This window comes from Mycobacterium asiaticum DSM 44297 (assembly GCF_000613245.1).
Taxonomy (GTDB): domain Bacteria; phylum Actinomycetota; class Actinomycetes; order Mycobacteriales; family Mycobacteriaceae; genus Mycobacterium; species Mycobacterium asiaticum.
Window position 1 is genome coordinate 745,400 of the sequence record NZ_HG964937.1, and the last position, 17,777, is coordinate 763,176.

14 protein-coding genes and 1 pseudogene are annotated in these 17,777 nt (G+C 66.4%); 8 read left to right on the forward strand and 7 right to left on the reverse strand.

Annotated elements, in window-relative coordinates:
* Positions 1 to 588 precede the first annotated feature (588 nt).
* Positions 589 to 1,056: an LppP/LprE family lipoprotein gene (locus BN972_RS13865; RefSeq protein ID WP_036360819.1), complete on the forward strand. Its 468-nt coding sequence runs from the start codon at positions 589 to 591 to the stop codon at positions 1,054 to 1,056.
* On the opposite strand, the gene BN972_RS13870 is transcribed toward BN972_RS13865, so the two are convergent.
* Positions 1,053 to 2,993: an acyl-CoA dehydrogenase family protein gene (locus BN972_RS13870; RefSeq protein WP_036358810.1), complete on the reverse strand. Its 1,941-nt coding sequence runs from the start codon at positions 2,991 to 2,993 to the stop codon at positions 1,053 to 1,055. The genes BN972_RS13865 and BN972_RS13870 overlap by 4 nt on opposite strands.
* Before the next feature lie 104 nt (positions 2,994 to 3,097).
* On the opposite strand from BN972_RS13870, the gene BN972_RS13875 reads away from it, so the two are divergent.
* The gene (locus BN972_RS13875; protein WP_036358812.1) at positions 3,098 to 3,664 is read left to right on the forward strand and encodes a methyltransferase family protein; all 567 of its coding nucleotides are present in this window, start codon (positions 3,098 to 3,100) and stop codon (positions 3,662 to 3,664) included.
* On the opposite strand, the pseudogene BN972_RS13880 reads toward BN972_RS13875, so the two are convergent.
* A pseudogene (locus BN972_RS13880) lies at positions 3,655 to 6,131 on the reverse strand (ATP-binding cassette domain-containing protein). The gene BN972_RS13875 and the pseudogene BN972_RS13880 sit on opposite strands and share 10 nt — an antisense overlap.
* Positions 6,132 to 6,236: 105 nt before the next feature.
* The gene (locus tag BN972_RS13885) at positions 6,237 to 6,713 is read right to left on the reverse strand and encodes a MarR family winged helix-turn-helix transcriptional regulator (RefSeq protein ID WP_036358815.1); all 477 of its coding nucleotides are present in this window, start codon (positions 6,711 to 6,713) and stop codon (positions 6,237 to 6,239) included.
* Positions 6,714 to 6,820: 107 nt separating this feature from the next.
* On the opposite strand from BN972_RS13885, the gene BN972_RS13890 reads away from it, so the two are divergent.
* Entirely contained in the window at positions 6,821 to 8,872 is a 2,052-nt protein-coding gene (locus BN972_RS13890) for an ABC transporter ATP-binding protein (RefSeq protein WP_390176212.1), read from the forward strand.
* On the forward strand, positions 8,869 to 9,717 hold the full coding sequence (locus tag BN972_RS13895) for an energy-coupling factor transporter transmembrane component T family protein (RefSeq protein WP_036358819.1): 849 nt from the start codon (positions 8,869 to 8,871) through the stop codon (positions 9,715 to 9,717). The genes BN972_RS13890 and BN972_RS13895 overlap by 4 nt, the downstream gene beginning before the upstream one ends.
* A 3-nt stretch (positions 9,718 to 9,720) precedes the next feature.
* Here BN972_RS13895 and BN972_RS13900 read toward each other — a convergent pair whose 3' ends face one another.
* Entirely contained in the window at positions 9,721 to 10,167 is a 447-nt protein-coding gene (locus BN972_RS13900) for an Lrp/AsnC family transcriptional regulator (RefSeq protein WP_036358822.1), read from the reverse strand.
* Between the two features lie 124 nt (positions 10,168 to 10,291).
* Between BN972_RS13900 and ddaH the strand changes: the two genes are divergently transcribed.
* Genes ddaH through BN972_RS13920 form a run of 4 tightly spaced genes read left to right on the forward strand, consistent with a single transcriptional unit; the run spans position 10,292 to position 14,687 of the window.
* Positions 10,292 to 11,146: a dimethylargininase gene (ddaH, locus tag BN972_RS13905; RefSeq protein WP_036358825.1), complete on the forward strand. Its 855-nt coding sequence runs from the start codon at positions 10,292 to 10,294 to the stop codon at positions 11,144 to 11,146.
* Positions 11,143 to 12,366, forward strand: a complete 1,224-nt coding sequence (gene rocD / locus BN972_RS13910) for an ornithine--oxo-acid transaminase (RefSeq protein ID WP_036358827.1) — start codon at positions 11,143 to 11,145, stop codon at positions 12,364 to 12,366. The genes ddaH and rocD overlap by 4 nt, the downstream gene beginning before the upstream one ends.
* Before the next feature lie 24 nt (positions 12,367 to 12,390).
* Positions 12,391 to 13,812: an amino acid permease gene (locus tag BN972_RS13915; RefSeq protein ID WP_036358830.1), complete on the forward strand. Its 1,422-nt coding sequence runs from the start codon at positions 12,391 to 12,393 to the stop codon at positions 13,810 to 13,812.
* Positions 13,809 to 14,687 (forward strand): universal stress protein, encoded by an 879-nt coding sequence (locus BN972_RS13920; protein WP_036358833.1) that lies wholly within the window; start codon positions 13,809 to 13,811, stop codon positions 14,685 to 14,687. The genes BN972_RS13915 and BN972_RS13920 overlap by 4 nt, the downstream gene beginning before the upstream one ends.
* A 95-nt stretch (positions 14,688 to 14,782) precedes the next feature.
* Here the strand turns inward: BN972_RS13920 and BN972_RS13925 are convergent, their stop codons facing one another.
* Genes BN972_RS13925 through BN972_RS13935 form a run of 3 tightly spaced genes read right to left on the reverse strand, consistent with a single transcriptional unit; the run spans position 14,783 to position 17,767 of the window.
* The gene (locus BN972_RS13925; protein WP_036358836.1) at positions 14,783 to 16,099 is read right to left on the reverse strand and encodes an ABC transporter substrate-binding protein; all 1,317 of its coding nucleotides are present in this window, start codon (positions 16,097 to 16,099) and stop codon (positions 14,783 to 14,785) included.
* Entirely contained in the window at positions 16,096 to 16,908 is an 813-nt protein-coding gene (locus tag BN972_RS13930; RefSeq protein WP_036358840.1) for a carbohydrate ABC transporter permease, read from the reverse strand. Before BN972_RS13930 ends, BN972_RS13925 begins: the two co-directional genes overlap by 4 nt.
* Complete coding sequence (locus BN972_RS13935) at positions 16,895 to 17,767, reverse strand: carbohydrate ABC transporter permease (protein ID WP_036358843.1); 873 nt, start codon at positions 17,765 to 17,767, stop codon at positions 16,895 to 16,897. The genes BN972_RS13930 and BN972_RS13935 overlap by 14 nt, the downstream gene beginning before the upstream one ends.
* Positions 17,768 to 17,777: the final 10 nt, after the last annotated feature.

Below are 17,777 nucleotides of genomic sequence, written 5' to 3' on the forward strand. Positions count from 1 at the left end.
GGGGCATCGCGTGAGCGAGGGCTGGGTCACCGGGCAGTGCATGGCCGCCGGGCAGTGCTTGGCCGCCGGGCAGTGCTTGGCCGCCGGGCAGTGCTTGGCCGCCGGGCAGTGCTTGGCCGGCGGGCAGTGCTTGGCCGCCGGGCAGTGCTTGGCCGCGTCGAGGTGGGCTCGAGCCGGTTGCCCCGCCCCCACGGTGCCCGCGCCCCGGCCGTCGCGAGCTGCCTACCCCGTCCGCCACTCCGACAATGTCGCTACAAGCCGGGCACAGATCACAGTGCTTTTGGAACCGGCGTCGTTTTCGGAACCGGCCTCGTTTTCGGAACCGGCCTCGCCCGCACTCGCCACCGCCGCCGCCCCGCGCCGACAATGTCGCTGCAAGCCGGGCACAGATCACAGTGCTCCCGGGACCACCTCCCCCGCCGACACGCGCCGACGCCCCCGCCCGCACGAACCAACGCCGCACCAGCACCGACAATGTCGCTACAAGCCGGGCAACGCCTGCATTGCTCCCGGAAGCGCCCGTCCCGGTCGGACCGGAGGCCGCTAGGCTACCCACTCGTGCGTTGCCGGCAAATCCTGATCGCGGCATTGATAGCCATCGCGGTCGCGGGCTGCGGTGACAAACCGTCCAAGCCGCCGGCCGCCAAACCGGAAACCTGCAAACCGTCCGACAGCCCCACCCCCGAGACGGTCCGTCAGGCAATAGCCAAGGTGCCCATCGAGGTGCCGGGCTCGACCTGGGTGGAGATCGGCCGCGGCCGCAGCCGCAAATGCCGATTGAACTGGGTGCAGATCATCCCCACCATCGCCTCGGAGTCGACACCGCAGCAGCTGCTGTTCTTCGACCGCAACGCCCCGCTGGGCTCACCAACCCCCAACCCGAAGCCCTATATCACCGTGCTGCCGCCCGGTAACGACGACACAGTGACCGTGCAGTACCAGTGGCGGTCTGGCAACGACGAGGAATGCTGTCCGAGCCAACGGGCAACCGTGAAATTCCAGATCGGACCCGACGGCAAGCTCAAAGCGCTAGGCCCGATCCCGCACCAGTCTTAGTCGGCCAGATTCTCCGGGTGCAGCATCTCGGCGTAGCGCAGCGGCTCCGGTATACCGAACCCGTCAACCAGTGTCCGGGCATGCGGCCGCAGCACGCGGCATCGATCGTTGATGCCCCGAGTCACGGCCTTGGCCCGCTCGGTCGACAGGTACCGGTGCTCGATGAACCACGCCTTGTCCTCTTCGATCACCGACAGCGCGTAGAGGTCGCAGATCACATCCAGCAACTCCCGCGCCTCCGGATCGGGACACGCATCGATCCCGGCGACGAACGCTTCCAGCACAATCCGGTCGATGTGTGCCTGCGCCGCATGCAGCACATGATCCTGCACGGCGTTGAAGGCGTCGAACGCTGACATCTCCTTGGACTTGCCCTGCAGCCGGCGCGCGACCGATGACAGCAGATAGTCTTCCCGGTCCTCGAACATTGAGACCTGCGTGCCGCGGTTGAACAGGCTGCCTTCCTCTTCGCTATCCTGCCGTGCGTCGATGATCCGCTGCATGATCGCTTCGGCCGCAGTCCGTTTCATCACCCGGTCACCAACTGTGTTGGCGGCGAACCGGACCCATTCCACTGGGCTCATACTCTTGATGTCGTCGGCGTAGGCGGTGAGCAGTTCCTTCGCCACCAACTGCGTCAGCACATGGTTGTCACCCTCGAATGTGGTGAACACGTCGGTGTCTGCGCGCAACGCGATAAGCCGGTTCTCGGCCATGTAGCCCGCACCACCACAGGCCTCCCGGGCCTCCTGAATGGCCCGCGACGCATGCCAGGTGTTGGCCGCCTTCAGCCCGGCGGCCCGGGCCTCGAGCTCCCGCTGTTCTTCGGCGTCCACGACATCGGACGTCTGCAGGTCGTGGGTCTTGGACACCAGTTCGTTCTGCGCGAACTGCAACGCATAGGACTTCGCAATCAGCGGGAACAGCCGCCGCTGGTGCACCAGGTAATCCATAATCAGCACTTCGCGGTCATCATCGTCCGGCGCACTGAACTGCCTGCGCTGCAACGCATAACGCGTCGCAATGTCCAATGCGACGCGAGCCGCCGCACCCGCGCTGCCGCCGACGGTGACGCGGCCCCGGATCAGCGTGCCGATCATGGTGAAGAAACGCCGGTTCGGGTTGTCGATCGGCGAGGTGTAGGTGCCGTCGGGTGCGACGTCGCCGTACTTGTTCAGCAGGTTGACCCGCGGTACCCGGACATGGTCAAACATGATGCGCCCGTTGTCGACTCCGGGCAGGCCGCCCTTGTACTGGCAGTCCGACGTAGTCACACCGGGCAGGTCGTTGCCGTCCTCGTCGCGGATCGGCACCAGCAAGCAGTGCACCCCGTGGTTAACCGGCTTACCGTCTTCGTGGGTGATCAATTGAGCGAAAACCGCTGCCATCCGCGCGGTTTCGGCGGCACCGCCGATGTAATCCTTCCGCGCAGTTGGCGTCTCGGAGTGGATGACGAACTCTTCGGTCTCCGGGTCGTAGGTCGCCGTCGTCTCCAACGACTGAACGTCACTACCGTGGCCGGTCTCGGTCATCGCGAAGCAACCAAGCAGGTCCAGCGTGATGATGTCCTTGATGTAGTCGCCGTGGCGTTCCGTGCCTAGGTTTTCCACCGCGCCGCCGAACAGGCCCCACTGGACCCCGGCCTTCACCATCAACGACAGGTCCGACATGGCCAGCATCTCGATCATCGTGATCGCCGCGCCGACGTCGCCGGTCCCGCCGTGCTCCTTGCGGAACCCTTCGTCGGAGATCCCCGCGTTCGCCATGAGCTGCATCTGCTCGGCCACCTTGGCGCGAGCAATGACGGTGTTGGGGGTGTGGTGCGGGCGGAATGCCTCTTTGGAGAGTTGCACCCGCGTCTGGTTCTTCACATCTCGCCAACGCCCGTCGAGCGCGTCGCGCAAATGATCGGCAGTGGTCTTCTCGTTCGGGGCCATGTCACGACGTTAACCCGTCACCCGCCCTGCCGAAACAAGTCACACTTCAAGACGTTGCGGTGTCATGTAATCGTTAGGTCAGCACGCAGACGGAGAGAATTAAGATGCCGCACTATTTGGCAGCGCTGATGGCGATCCTCTTGATGGGAACCGTGCTCACCAGGGTCCTGCTGCTCAAAAGATCGGGCACGAAGGCGATGCACTTCGGCAAGCTCGACAAGACCGACTTTGTGATCCCTCCGGTCGCGTCGGTGTACTTCTACACCATCTTCGCCGTCGCATTCGGCTGGCCGCTGATCAGCACACAGCGCTTCTTCCGCAACACCGTGATCGCGTGGATCGGCGTGGCCTGCTGCGCAGTCGCCGTTGTGATTCTGGTGCTGAGCCTGGTGTCGTTCGGCAGAAGCTTTCGGGTCGGCATCGACGTCGACAAGCCGGGCGGCTTGGTGACGACGGGCATCTTCGCGGTCAGCCGTAACCCGATTTATGTCGGCTTCCTGCTGTTTTTGACCGGCCAGCTGCTGGTGTTTCCCAATTGGGTTCCGCTGATATACCTGCTGGCCGGGTCCTGGCTCATCCATCGGCAAGTGCTTCGCGAAGAAGACTTCATGCGCGAGCACTACGGACAGGAATACGCCGAGTACTGCCGTCGCGTCCGGCGCTACCTGTGAGAGACAGGCCGTAGCCGGTACCGGAGGAACCCGGCCCACAGCGCCCCGAGGGCCAGCAGCATCAGCATGTCGAACACCCACCACCCCGAGTAGTGGGTCCATACCAGATTGTCTGGGGCCAGCTTGTCGACCCGGCGCAGGTTCACTGTGGCGGCGGCCGCTGCAAAACCCCACTGCGCCGGCACGAACCACGAGATCTGGTCATAGCCCCACGTGCCAACTAGAGACACCAGCCCACCGGCAAACAGCAACGATGCCAGCACCGCCGGAATCGCCAACGGCAGCGTTTCCCGTTTCGACTTGCCCAGCGAGGACAGCCCCAGCCCCACGATCGCCGAGACGATAGCCGTCGCCGCCACACTCACATACAGCTCCACATTCGCATTGCCCAACAACACCGCCCCGTGCCGCGGCCCACCCTTGCTGTTGACCACGATGGTGGTCAGGATCGCGGCCTGCACGGCAGCGATGAGGCTGAAGACGACCAACTTGGCCAGCAGATAGGCCGACGCCGAGAGTCCGATCGCTTGCTCGCGGCGGAAGATCCGACGTTCGCCCACGAGATCGCCGATGGTGGCCACGGTGCCCATCAACACAGTGGCGAAGTTGAGCGCGGCCAGGATCTCGAGCGCCTCGTGCGTGTTAGTCGACCCGGGGCCGGCCCGGTTCAGACCCGCGCTGCCCGGGATAAGCAGCGTCAAGGCGCCCAATGCGAACGGCAACAGCACAAGCAGCAGCACAAAGAAAGGTCGGGTCAGCAACAAAAAGACTTGGCGACCGGCCAGCAATCGGAACTGTCGTCCGAAACCGGGGACGGGCGGGAGCCGCTCGGGCCGGGTCACCGACGGCGGGGTCGGGGACACCGACGCCTGTTGCCGCATCCGGAATGCATTGTGGGCGCCGAACGGGTCGGCGCTGATGCGCCCGAAGATCTCGTACCAATCCGCGGTGCCCAGCGCCGACTCAATGTGCGATGGCGGACCAGCGAAAGCCAGCTGGCCGGCTGGTGTCAGCAGCAGCACCTGGTCGCTGAGGTTGACGTGCACCAGCGACGCACTGGCCACCACGACCACGCAGCCGAGGTCGGCCTGCCGGCGCAGTAGTCCTAAAACGTGGCTTTGTTGCTGCGGATCGAGTCCGGCGCCGGGCTCATCGACCACAAGCAGCGACGGGCGGGTAAGCAGTTCCACCGCCATGGATGCACACCGGCGCAGCTCGGGCGGCAGTTTGGCGATCCGGGTGTCGCGGTGCGGGGTCAGCTCGAGCTCGTCGAGAACCTGGAGGATGACCCGGTCACGGTTCTCCGGCGACGTGTTCGACGGCAGCCGCAGCTCGGCGGCGTACTCCAGGGCCCGCTGCACGGTGAAGCTGGGATGCACCCGGTTGTCACGTGGCACCACACCGATGCGGGACCGCATCGTCTCCGGCTCGTCGTGCACGTCGTGGCCGTCCACGGTGAGGATCCCGGAACTGAGCGGTCGTGTGCCGGAGAGCAGCCCGGTCAAGGCGAAATTGCGCGCCGCCGACGGCCCGACCACTGCGATCAAGGACCCGGGGCGGGTGGTGAACGAGATATTGGACAGCACCTCGCGGCCGTTGACGACCAGTCCGAGGTCATAGGCGGCCACCCCGATCGTGCGGCGCCCGGCTGCAACGGCAGCCGACCGGTTTGCGGCGGCACGTCGTCGGCGCCGGTATCGGCGCGCGCGGGCAACAGCTTGCGGGTGGCCTCGGTCATCCGTTCGACGAGTCCGCGGGCCTTGGGTTGCCCCTCGTCGGGGGCGAGCACGGCCCGGAACGGGTTGGTGGGGCGTTCGAGCGGGGAGCGTTCGACCGGTCCTGTCGGGATGCGGGTGGTTCCCGGCTCGGCCGGTTCGGGCACCGGCTCCGGGGCCGGCTCTGAGGCGGGCTCGGGCGACGGCTCGGCAACCGGCTCGACAACCGGTTCGGCGACCGGCTCGGCGACCTGCTCGGGAGTGACGGCCGTGAGCCGGCGGGTCTCCGGCTCCATCGCGATGCGCCCGGTGGGCGGCTCCTCCGGCACAGGCGCCGGCGGAGGCACAGGCGCCGGCGGAGGCACGGGCGCCGGCGGAGGCACAGGCGCAGGCGAGGGCGCTGGCGCCGGGACCTTGACGCCCAACGGATCGGTGTTCGGCGGCGGCGCGTCGGAAGGGGCGGCGACCTGGAACATCAGCCGCGGACCCCGCTCCGGATCGCCGATCGCGACCATTTGACCGTCGCGGATGTCGGCCGTCGACATTCGGATGCCGTCCAGAAACAGCCCCCGGTGGCTCTGATCCACCGCCAGCCAGTGCGTACCAGCAAAGCGCAACACCAGGACCGGGTGCGGTGCCGCGTCCGGGCCGATGGGCCCCTCGGGCTCCAGCGAGATGTCGTAGTGATCGCCGATGCCCACCGTCACATCACGGCCCGGCACGAAGTCGTATCGTGTCGATCCGACCCACACGGTCAACGGGGAGACGTCAGGTATGGCCGTCACCTTTCTCGACGGAAATTGCAGACGGATATTGACATCAGTGTCTACCCGTTGCGGCGGTTCAGCCACCAACCGTCAGAGGGTATGGCGACCCGGGGCATTCGCCGCATTCTCCAGCAGGCGCCGCAACACCTCGACCGCCTCGGTGAGGACCTGACGGTCAGCGGCGTCCAACCGGGCCAGTTGCGGCTCGATCGCGGCCGCACGGTCCCTGCGCACCGCATTGAGCGTACGCAGCCCCTCCGGAGTGATCCGGATACGCACCGCACGCGCGTCGCCTGGGTCGGCGGTCCGCGACACCAATCCGGCGTCCTCTAGCCGGCGCACCTGGGTCGTCATCGTCGGTTGGGAACAGTGGTCGACGGTGGCCAGATCGCCGATGCGCGCTTCGCCCTGCGCCTCGATCGTCGCCAACAGCCGCGCCTGCGCCGCCGGCAGGGGCATCTGGATTCGCTGGGTGGCCAACCGATTAAGCCGTGCGACCACGGCAAGCAGATCCGCTCCCAGGCCGTGGGCAACCTCGGTGTCATTTGCTGCTGCGGTCGAACTCATGCGCCCATCGTTGCATAGCTTTGCTATGCGGAACCACTCTTGGGAGGCCTTCGCACGAAACGCGCGCGGCGCAGCCTGCGACAAACAGACCTGGCAGAATCAGTCGAGTGAGCGAGATCGGGCCACCCCCGTCGCCCGCTCGGGGTGGACCGCTGCAACCGAGTGAACTGGCGCAAGCATCGGTGATGGCCGCGCTGTGCGCGGTGACCGCCATCATCTCGGTCGTCGTCCCGTTTGCCGCCGGAATCGCCCTGCTGGGTACCGTGCCCGCCGGACTGCTGGCCTACCGGCACCGCCTGCGGGTGCTGATGACCGCGACGATCGCCGCCGGCCTCATCGCGTTCCTGATCGCCGGTGGCGGCGGGTTCATGGGGGTGTTCCAGAGCGCCTACATCGGCGGCCTCACCGGATTCATCAAGCGCAAGGGCCGCGGCACGCCCACGGTGGTAGTCACTTCCTTCGTCGCGGGAGTGGTGTTCGGCGCCGGCAACGTCGCGATGCTGATGGTGCTCACCCGGTTGCGGCACCTGATGCGCGACGCCATCACCGCCAATGTCGACGGGCTCGCCTCCTTCTTCGGTCGTGTTCATCTCGAAGCGGTCGGCGCCTGGCTGAAGGTGGGTTACGCCTTCTCACTGCGCTACTGGCAGGTGATGCTGCTGGGCCTGGTCACCATCGGGGTGATGGTGATGTCGCTGGTCGGCTGGTGGGCGTTGTCGCGATTGCTGGAACGCATGCGCGGCATCCCGGACGTGCACAAGCTGGACGCGCCCGCCGGCGATCTCGAAAACGCCGACGTGGGGCCGGTTCCGGTGCGGCTGGACAACGTGCGGTTCCGCTATCCCGGCGCCGACCAGGACGCGCTGCGCGAAATCAGCATGGAGATCGGCGTCGGGGAGCACGTAGCGATCACTGGCGCCAACGGTTCCGGCAAAACCACTCTGATGCTGATCCTGGCAGGTCGCGAACCCACCTCGGGCACCGTCGAGCGTCCGGGCGCGGTGGGACTCGGCAAACTCGGCGGCACCGCGGTCGTGCTGCAACACCCGGAGAGTCAGGTGCTGGGCACCCGGGTCGCCGACGACGTGGTCTGGGGTCTACCGCCGGGCACCAAGACCGACGTCGCCAAGCTGCTGCGCGAGGTCGGCCTGGAAGACCTCGCCGAACGCGAGACCGGCAGCCTGTCCGGCGGTGAACTGCAGCGCCTCGCGCTGGCGGCGGCGCTGGCCCGCGAGCCCGCAATGCTGATCGCCGACGAGGTCACCACCATGGTGGACCAGCAGGGCCGGGATGCATTGCTGGGCGTGCTGTCCGGCCTGACCAAACGGCACCGCACCGCGCTGGTGCACATCACGCACTACAACAACGAAGCCGAGTCCGCCGACCGCACAATCAAACTCAGTGACTCCCCGGACAACACCGGCATGACCCAGGCCGCGGACACACCGCCACCCGTAGCAGGAGTGGGCGACACCAACCATGCACCGACCCTCGAACTGATCAACGTCGGCCATGAATACGGAATCGGCACCCCGTGGGCCAAGACCGCGCTGCACGACATCAACTTCGTTGTCGAGCAGGGCGACGGTGTGCTGATCCACGGGGGCAACGGTTCCGGCAAGTCGACGCTGGGCTGGATCATGGCGGGGCTGACCACGCCGACCAGTGGGGAGTGCCTGCTGGACGGCCGTCCCACCCACGAACAGGTCGGTGCCGTGGCGTTGTCCTTCCAGGCGGCCCGGCTGCAGCTGATGCGCAGCCGCGTCGACCTGGAAGTCGCCTCCGCGGCGGGTTTTTCGCACAAGGACACCGCCCGGGTGGCCGCCGCGCTCGGCGTTGTGGGGCTCGACCCCGCCCTGGCCAGCCGCAGCATCGACAAGCTCAGCGGGGGCCAGATGCGGCGTGTGGTGCTCGCCGGACTGCTGGCCTGCGAGCCGAAGGCGCTGATCCTCGACGAACCGCTGGCCGGTCTGGACACCGACAGCCAGCGCGGGCTGCTGCGCCTGCTCGAGGACCTGCGCCGCGACAGCGGTCTGACGGTGGTCGTCATCGCGCACGACTACCTGGGGATGGAAACGCTGTGCCCGCGCATCCTCCATCTGAATAACGGAACGCTGGAATCGGCTTCGGCGTCGACCTCCGCCGGAGGTGTGGCGTGACAACGACTTCGGCGCCGACAAAGCGGGAGAACCGCAAGCACGGCCGGCCCGTCGTGCTGCTGGTCCCGATCCCCGGCGGCTCGCCGATTCATGACTTGTGGGCCGGCACCAAACTTTTGGTGGTGTTCGGCATCTCCGTGCTGCTGGCGTTCTACCCCGGCTGGGTGACGATCGGGTTCATGGCGGCCCTGGTGCTGGCGGCGATCCGGATCGCGCACATTCCGCGCGGTGCCCTGCCGTCGATACCGCGCTGGCTGTGGATTGTGTTGGCGATCGGCGGTTTTACCGCGGCCCTGGCCGGCGGACGTCCCGAGATCGTCATCGGCAGCGTCGAGCTGGGTCTTGGCGGGTTCTTGAATTTCCTGCGGATCACCGCGCTGACGCTGGTGTTGCTGGCGCTGGGTGGTCTGGTGTCCTACACCACCAATGTCGCCGAAATCGGGCCCGCGGTCGCGGCTTTGGGTCGCCCGCTGCGATTGTTCCGACTGCCTGTCGACGAGTGGGCGGTCGCGCTGGCCTTGGCGTTGCGCGCCTTTCCGATGCTGATCGACGAGTTTCAAGTGCTCTATGCCGCACGACGATTACGGCCCAAGCCGACGCCTCGTAGCCGCAAGGAAAAACGGCAGCAGCGCCGGCTGGAGATCATCGATCTGCTGGCCGCCACCATCACGGTGACGCTGCGGCGCGCCGACGAGATGGGCGATGCAATCACCGCCCGCGGCGGCACCGGTCAGCTCTCAGCTAACCCCCGCCGGCCCAGGCTCGGCGACTGGGTGACGCTGGCGATCACGTTGGTGGCCAGCGGCGCTGGCATAGCAATCCAGACCATCATCTCGGCCCGCTGAACCTCACGGCCGCATCCGGTCGATCAGATTCGACAGCACCACAATGCTTTCGCTGCGTTCGATGTCGGCGCTGGACCTGATGCGCTCCAGCGCACGCTCCAGGTGGCCCATGTCGCGCGCGAGCACGTGCAGGATCGCGTCCGAGGTTCCGGTCACGGTCGCCGCGCTGACGACCTCGGGAATGTTCACCCATGCATCCCGCAACTTCTCCGGCGCGATGGTGCCGTGGCAGAACACCTGCACGTAGGCCTCGGTGTTCCACCCCAGCGCGTTGCGGTCGACGACGGTTGTGAAGCCCTTGATGACGCCGCTGTCCAGCATCCGGTCGACGCGGCGCTTCACAGCAGGCGCAGAGAGATTCACCTTCGCGCCGATCTCGGCAAACGTCGCCCTGGCATGCTCTGCCATCTCGAGCAGGATGCGTTCGTCGGTCTCGTCCAAGCGGTCCATCTCGGCACTCTCAGTTCCTCGCGCAATAAATCCCCGTTGTTTCGGATCTAGCACAATATATTAATGCTAAATGCGCAATGAAGATCGTTTGATTGTGCGCAGAGCCGCAAATATCGTTGATTTCATGACCGACTATTTCGTGGGTGCTTCGGCCTGGCGGCACGCCGAAGTGCCCAGTCGCGCGGCAACGATGCGGCACTACGCGATGACGCCGCCATCATTCTTCGCCGTCGAATACGCGATCAACCCCTGGATGGACACCGGCGCACCGGTCGACGTGGAGCGGGCGCTGGCGCAATGGGAGTGCTTGCGCGAGACCTACATTCGGCTGGGACACCGGGTGGATGTGGTGCAGCCCGTGCCCGGATTGCCGGACATGGTTTACGCCGCCAATGGCGGGTTCGTCTGCGGCGACGTCGCGGTGCTGGCCCGGTTCCGGTTCGCGCAACGGGCCGACGAGTCCAAGGTCTATGCAAAGTGGATGTCGTCGCTCGGTTACCGCCCGGTGTCCACCCGATACGTCAACGAGGGACAAGGCGACCTGTTGCAAATCGGCGACATGGTGTTGGCCGGTTACGGATTTCGTACCGACCTGCGCGCCCATAGTGAGATCGCGGCCGCGGTGCGGATGCCGGTGATCTCGCTGGAACTGGTCGACCCGCGCTTCTATCACCTGGACACCGCACTGGCCGTGCTCGACGAACACACGATCGCCTATTACCCACCGGCGTTCAGCGCGGCAGCGCAAACCCAGTTGCGAACGCTCTACCCAGACGCCATCCTGGTCGGCACCGCAGACGCCTACGCGTTCGGGTTGAATGCTGTCTCCGACGGCCGCCACGTCGTGCTGCCCGCCGGCGCAACAGGTTTCGCGGCCCAGCTACGATACGCCGGGTTCGAGCCGATCGGGGTTGACCTGTCCGAATTGCTCAAGGGTGGCGGTTCGGTGAAGTGCTGCACGCTAGAGGTGCACCCATGACCATTCTCGCCGACCATACCGATCCCGCGATCGCGCTGATGGAAAGCCATGCTGCGCACAACTATTCACCCCTGCCTGTGGTCGCCGCCAGCGCCGAGGGCGCGTGGATCACTGACGTCGACGGCCGCCGCTACCTGGACTGCTTGGCCGCCTATTCGGCGGTCAACTTCGGACATCGCCACCCCGAGATCATCGCGACCGCCCACGCCCAACTGGACACGGTCACCTTGGTGAGCCGCGCGTTCCATTCCGATCGCCTTGGACCGTTCTGCGCCGCGCTGGCCGACCTCTGCGGCAAAGACATGGTGCTGCCGATGAACTCGGGAGCCGAGGCGGTGGAGAGTGGTCTGAAAGTCGCGCGCAAGTGGGGATCCGACGTCAAGGGCGTTCCCGACGGCCGGGCCAATATCATCGTGGCGGACAACAACTTCCACGGTCGCACCATCAGCATCGTCAGCTTCTCATCCGACCCGGTGGCCCGCGCCGGCTTCGGCCCGTTCACCCCGGGCTTCCGTTCGGTGCCGTTCGGCGACACCGCCGCAATCGCACAGGCCATCGATGGCGACACCGTCGCCGTACTGCTGGAACCCATCCAGGGCGAGGCGGGCATCATCGTGCCGCCGGACGATTACCTGCCCGCGGTGCGGGCATTATGCACCGAACGCAACGTCCTGATGATCGCCGACGAGATCCAGTCCGGACTGGCCCGCACCGGCTACACGTTTGCCTGCGACCACTGGGGCGTGGTGCCGGACGTGTACCTGCTCGGCAAGGCGCTCGGCGGTGGTGTGGTTCCGCTGTCCGCGGTGGTCGCCGACCGCGCCGTCCTGGGCGTGCTACACCCTGGCGAACACGGCTCGACGTTCGGCGGCAACCCATTGGCCGCCGCGATCGGCTCCACGGTGGTGGGACTGCTGGCCCGAAACGAATTCCAGGTACGGTCTGCGAACCTCGGTGGGTATCTGCACGAGAGGCTGCGGGCGCTGATCGGGTGCGGCGTCGTCGCGGTGCGGGGGCTGGGTCTGTGGGCCGGGGTCGACATCGACCCCGCGGTGGCGACGGGTAAGCATGTCAGTCTGCGTCTGGCCGAGCGCGGGGTTCTGGTGAAGGACACCCAGGACTGGACGCTCAGGTTTGCCCCGCCGTTGGTGATCACGACCGACGAGATCGACTACCTCGTGAATCAGTTCGCCGAAGTGCTGCGGGAGGCACATACTTAGCTGACCCACCGACGGGAGGCGCAGTTGCCGGCGACATCGATCAGCCTCAAAGAGCAGATGCTGCGTCGCCGCCCGGTCGGCGACCCGGGCAGCGACTCCGGACTCAAGCGCAGCTTCGGCACCTTCCAACTGACGATGTTCGGCGTCGGATCCACGATCGGCACCGGCATCTTCTTCGTGCTGTCCGAAGCGGTGCCCCAGGCGGGTCCCGGGGTGATCGCCTCGTTCATCATCGCCGGCATCGCCGCCGGGCTGGCGGCTTTGTGCTACGCCGAATTAGCCTCGGCGGTGCCGGTTTCCGGCTCGTCCTACTCCTACGCCTACACCACGCTCGGCGAGGCGGTCGCGATCATCGTGGCGGCCTGCCTGCTGCTGGAATACGGGGTGGCCACCGCCGCGGTAGCCGTCGGCTGGAGCGGCTATGTAAACAAATTGCTGCACAACCTGTTCGGGTTCGAACTGCCGCGCGCCCTGTCGGCGGCGCCCTGGGACAAGGTGCCCGGTGGGTGGGTGAACCTCCCGGCGGTGATCCTGATCGTGCTGTGCGCGCTGCTGCTGATCCGCGGGGCCAGCGAGTCGGCCAAGGTCAACACGATCATGGTGCTGATCAAGCTCGGCGTGCTCGGGATGTTCGTCGTCATCGCGTTCACCGCGTACGACGCAAACCATCTCAGGGACTTCGCCCCGATGGGCGTGGCCGGCATCGGATCAGCGGCCGGCACGATCTTCTTCTCCTACATCGGCTTGGACGCGGTCTCCACCGCGGGTGACGAGGTGAAGAATCCGCAGACGACCATGCCGCGCGCGCTGGTGTCCGCGCTGTTGATCGTCACCACCGTCTACGTGCTCGTCGCTTTGGCCGCGCTGGGCACCCAGCCTTGGCAGAACTTCAAGACGCAGGAAAACGCCGGTCTGGCCACCATTTTGGACAACGTCACGCGCAGCAGGTGGGCCAGCACCATCCTCGCGGCGGGCGCGGTGATCTCAATCTTCACCGTCACGCTGGTGACGCTATACGGGATGACGCGCATCCTGTTCGCGATGGGCCGTGACGGTTTGCTGCCCGCGCGGTTCGCCGCGGTGAATCCGCGCACCATGACGCCGGTGAACAACACCGTCATCGTGGCGATCGTCGCGTCCCTGCTCGCCGCGCTGGTGCCGCTGGCCAGCCTGGCCGACATGGTGTCCATCGGGACGCTGACGGCGTTCATCGTGGTGTCGGTGGGCGTGATCATCCTGCGGGTGCGCGAACCGGACCTGGATCGCGCCTTCCGGGTGCCGGGTTACCCTGTGACGCCGGTGCTTTCGGTGCTGGCGTGCGGGTACATCCTGCTCAGTCTGCACTGGTATACCTGGCTGGCGTTCAGCGGTTGGATCGTGGTGGCGCTCGCGTATTACCTGTGGTGGGGCCGCCACCACAGCGTGCTCAATAAGGACCGGCAATGACCGTCGTGGTCGGGTACCGGGCGAGCAGGGTGGGCCTCTCAGGGCTGTATCTGGCGATCGGGGCCGCACGGACGCTGCAGACATCGGTGACGGTCGCGACCGTCGTGCCCGAGCCATGGCCGACACCGTCGTTCGCGCGCGTCGACGCCGAGTACGAGCACTGGGCACAGAACCTGGCCGAGGAGTCCGCGCGGGAGGCGCAGCGCTACCTGTTCCCGCTGGCCGAAGGCATAGAAGTCCACTTCACCCACCGGGCCCACCGCTCGGTGGCGACGGGACTGGTCGAGATCGTCGACGAGGTGAACGGCAGGATCCTCGTGCTCGGATCTTTGCCGAGCACCGGGCTGGCACAGATCGCGGTCGGCTCCACGGCCGACTGGCTGCTGCACGCCTCGCGGGTACCGATCGCGATCAGTTCCCCCGGATTTCATGTGCACAGCGGCGGGTTCCGTCGGCTCAGCTGTGGTTATTCCACGAGCGAGGAGTCGCTGGCGTTGGTGCGCCGGTGCGCCAACGCCGCCGAGCGGTATCAGGTGCCGCTGCGGGTGATCACCTTTGCGGTGCGCGGCCGGACCATGTACCCGCCGGAGGTGGGACTGGACGCCGAGGACAGCATCCTCAACGCCTGGGCGGCACAGGCGATGGAAAGCCTGCAGGCCCTCAAGGACGAGGGCGTTGTGGGGCCAGACGTCGTGGTGGAAGTCGTCACCGGCCACAGCTGGATGGAAGCGTTGAGCAAGCCGGAGTGGATCAACGGCGAGATTCTGGCGGTGGGCACGTCGCCGCGCGGCGACGTGCGGCGGGTTTTCCTCGGGACGCGCAGCGCCAAGATCATTCGGCACAGCCCGGTGCCGGTGCTGGTGGTGCCCGGCTAACTTGCTGTCTCGCCATCGAGCGTCACGCCAGCGTCTTCTCGCCGAGCGTCACGCCAGCGTGGCGGTGAGCATCGAGCGTCACGCCAGCGTGACCGTCAACGGCGCGCGGCGGCGTTGGCCGCCTCCTGCGCACGCTGCAAAGTCGTCCCGATATCGCCGCGCCCCAAAAACATCTCGTCGAAATACGGTTGCAGCGCCTCGTTTCCGGCCGCGTACCCGGCTCCGCCCGGTGCCGGGATGCGTGGACCGTCCAGGACGGCGAAGAACGGCGTGACGTCGACGCCGCGGGCCTTCCAGTAGGCGAAGTAGCCGGGCTGGGCCGACAACACCGCCGGAATGGCGGCACCCTCGCGGCCGAGATACGCGTTGCCCTTGCTGCTGCCCATCCACTGCAGCACCTGCCGCACCGCCTCGGGATGCCGGGTCGCCGAATTGCCAGCGGCGGCAATGCCATTGGTGACACTGACCCGACCCCGGGGTCCGTACGGAAGCATGGCCACCCCCCAGCGGAAAGTAGCGTCGCGGGCGATCGGAGCCAAACTGTAGGTGCCGGACTGGAACAGCGCCATCTTGCCGGCCAGGAACTGGTTGCGGGAGAAGTCGCCGTTGTCATTGGTGTCAGACGCCGGTGGCGAGGTGTGGTCGGTGTTGATTAGGCCGACGAGGTAGCGGAAGGCCGCCGCCGCTTCGGGGTTGTCGAACGCGAACTGGTTGCCGCGCTGGAAGATTCCACCAGCCGAGCCGATGTAATTGAGGTAGATGGCCTGCGGGTCGTTGGCCGCGTTGTAGCCGTACTGGCGCACGCGCAGGAATTCGAAGTCGGGGGAGTCCGCGCGATGCCCGTCGAGATCGACGGTGAACTTCTTCAGCAGGGGCCGCAGCGTGTCGTCGCTGCCGGGGCTCCACTGGATGCTGTCCAGCACCGCGGGGTCGACGCCGGCGGCCGCGAGCAGGTCGGCGTTGTAGAACACGGCGATCCCGGCGTCGGTCAACTGGGGCACCCCCCACAGGGTGCCGTTGTGCGTGAATTGGTCGACGACGGCCGGTTCCCAATCCTTATCCACCTGATCGATTTTCATCAGCCGGCCGCTGTCGGCGTAGGCATCCAGGTAGGCGTTAGACAGCCAGAAGATGTCGTCGGCGCTGCCGCCGGCGACGTCGGTGCGCAGGGTGTCGAAGTAGTTGGAGAAGGCGACCATGTTGGTGCGCACCTCGATGTCGGGGTGTTGTCGGGAGAACTCCTGAAAGGAATCCCGATACGCCAGCGCGATCGGCTCGGCCCACAGTCGCACCGTCACCACGATCTTGCCGTCGTCGTCTGACCGGCCCAACAGCACGGCAAAAACGAACAGCAAAGCTGAGACCGAAACCAGCGCCAACGCCGAAAGCGTCGAAAAGCGGGGCCGTCTCACTTGAGCCCCGACACCAGAATCGACGAGACGATGTGCCGCTGGAACGCCACGAACAACACGATCAGCGGCACGATTGCGACCGTCGTCGCTGCCATCACCAGCGTCCACTGCGAGTTGTACCGCGACTGCAGGTCCGCGGTGGCCACCGTCAGCACCCGCCACTTGCGGCCGCTGGTGATCACCAGTGGCCACATGAAGTTGTTCCACTGCGAGACCACGGTAATCATCGTCAGCGCGGCCAGCACCGGCTTGCTCGACGGCAGGATCACGTGCACCAGCACGTCCAGCGTGTTGGCGCCGTCCAGGTTGGCGGCGTTGATCAGGTCGTCGGGGATCAGGCGAAAGTGCTCGCGCAGCAGGAAGATCGCGTACGGCGAGCCGAACATGAAGGGAATCACCAACGCCCAGAACGTGTTCCGTAGCCCCATCTGGGCCATCATCAGGTACAGCGGCACCACCGTCACCGTGCCGGGCACCATCAGCGTCGCGACGTACACCCAGAACAGCGCCTCGCGACCCGGAAAGTGCAGCCGGGCAAAGGCGTAGCCGGCCAGGATGGAAAAGGTCAACTGGCCCAGCAGGATCACCGCCGTCATCAGCGCGGTCACCGCCGCGGCCCGGCCGAAACCGGTGCCGGCCAGATCGGCATAGTTGGCCAGCGTGGGCGGGCGCGGCAGTTGCAGCGGCGAACCGGTGGCGAACTGGTGCGCGGAGGTGAACGAGGTCAGCAGGCCAAGTGCGAACGGTGCCAGGGTGATCAGCGCCCCCACCACCAGGCCCACGTAGATCAGCGCGTTACGTGAGGTCATAGGTGATCCGTTTACGGAAGTACAGGTGCTGCACGAACGTCACGCCGACCAGGATGACGAACAGGATCACCGCCATCACCGAGGCTCGCCCGATGGCCGCCGCGCCGAATGCTTCCGCGTAGATCTGATGAGCCACCAGATCGGTGCTGCCCTCCGGGCCGCCGCCGGTCAGCGCGTAAACCGTGTCGAAAACCTGTGCGGCGCTGACCACTCCGGTGACCAGCACGAAAAACATGGTCGGGCGCAGCATCGGCAGCGTGATGCGCCAGAACCGCTGCCAGGCGGTGGCACCGTCGGTGCGTGCCGCGTGGTGGATGTCCTCGGGGATGGCGAGCAGCCCGGCGAGGAAAGACAGCGACACGTAGCCCACGTTGGTCCACACCACCACGGCCGATACCATCGGCAGCGCCAGGTCGGGATTGGTCAGCCATTCGATACGCCGACCCAGCAGGGTGCTGACCGCGCCGTCCGTCGGCGCCAGGATCCAGCGCCACATTACCGCGATCGCCAGCGGGGCACAGATCCACGGCAGCACGTACAGCGTCCGGAATAGTCCGGTGCCCGGCAGCTTGGGCGCCAGCATCATCGCGGCCAGCAGCCCCAGCACCGTCTGGGCGGGCACCACGATCGCCACGAAGATCGCGGTGACCACCAGCGAGTCGCCGAAGTCGCCGTCGCGCAGTACCGAGCGCCAGTTCGCGAAGCCGACGTAATGCAGCGGACCCAGCAGGTCCCACCGGTACAGACTCAGCCAGACCACCACCAGGATCGGCAGCAGCAGGAAGGCGACCACACCGAACAAACTGGGCGCCAGCAAGCCGTACGCCAACGCCGTAGAACGGCGAGGCGTGGTGGACATGAAAGTATTA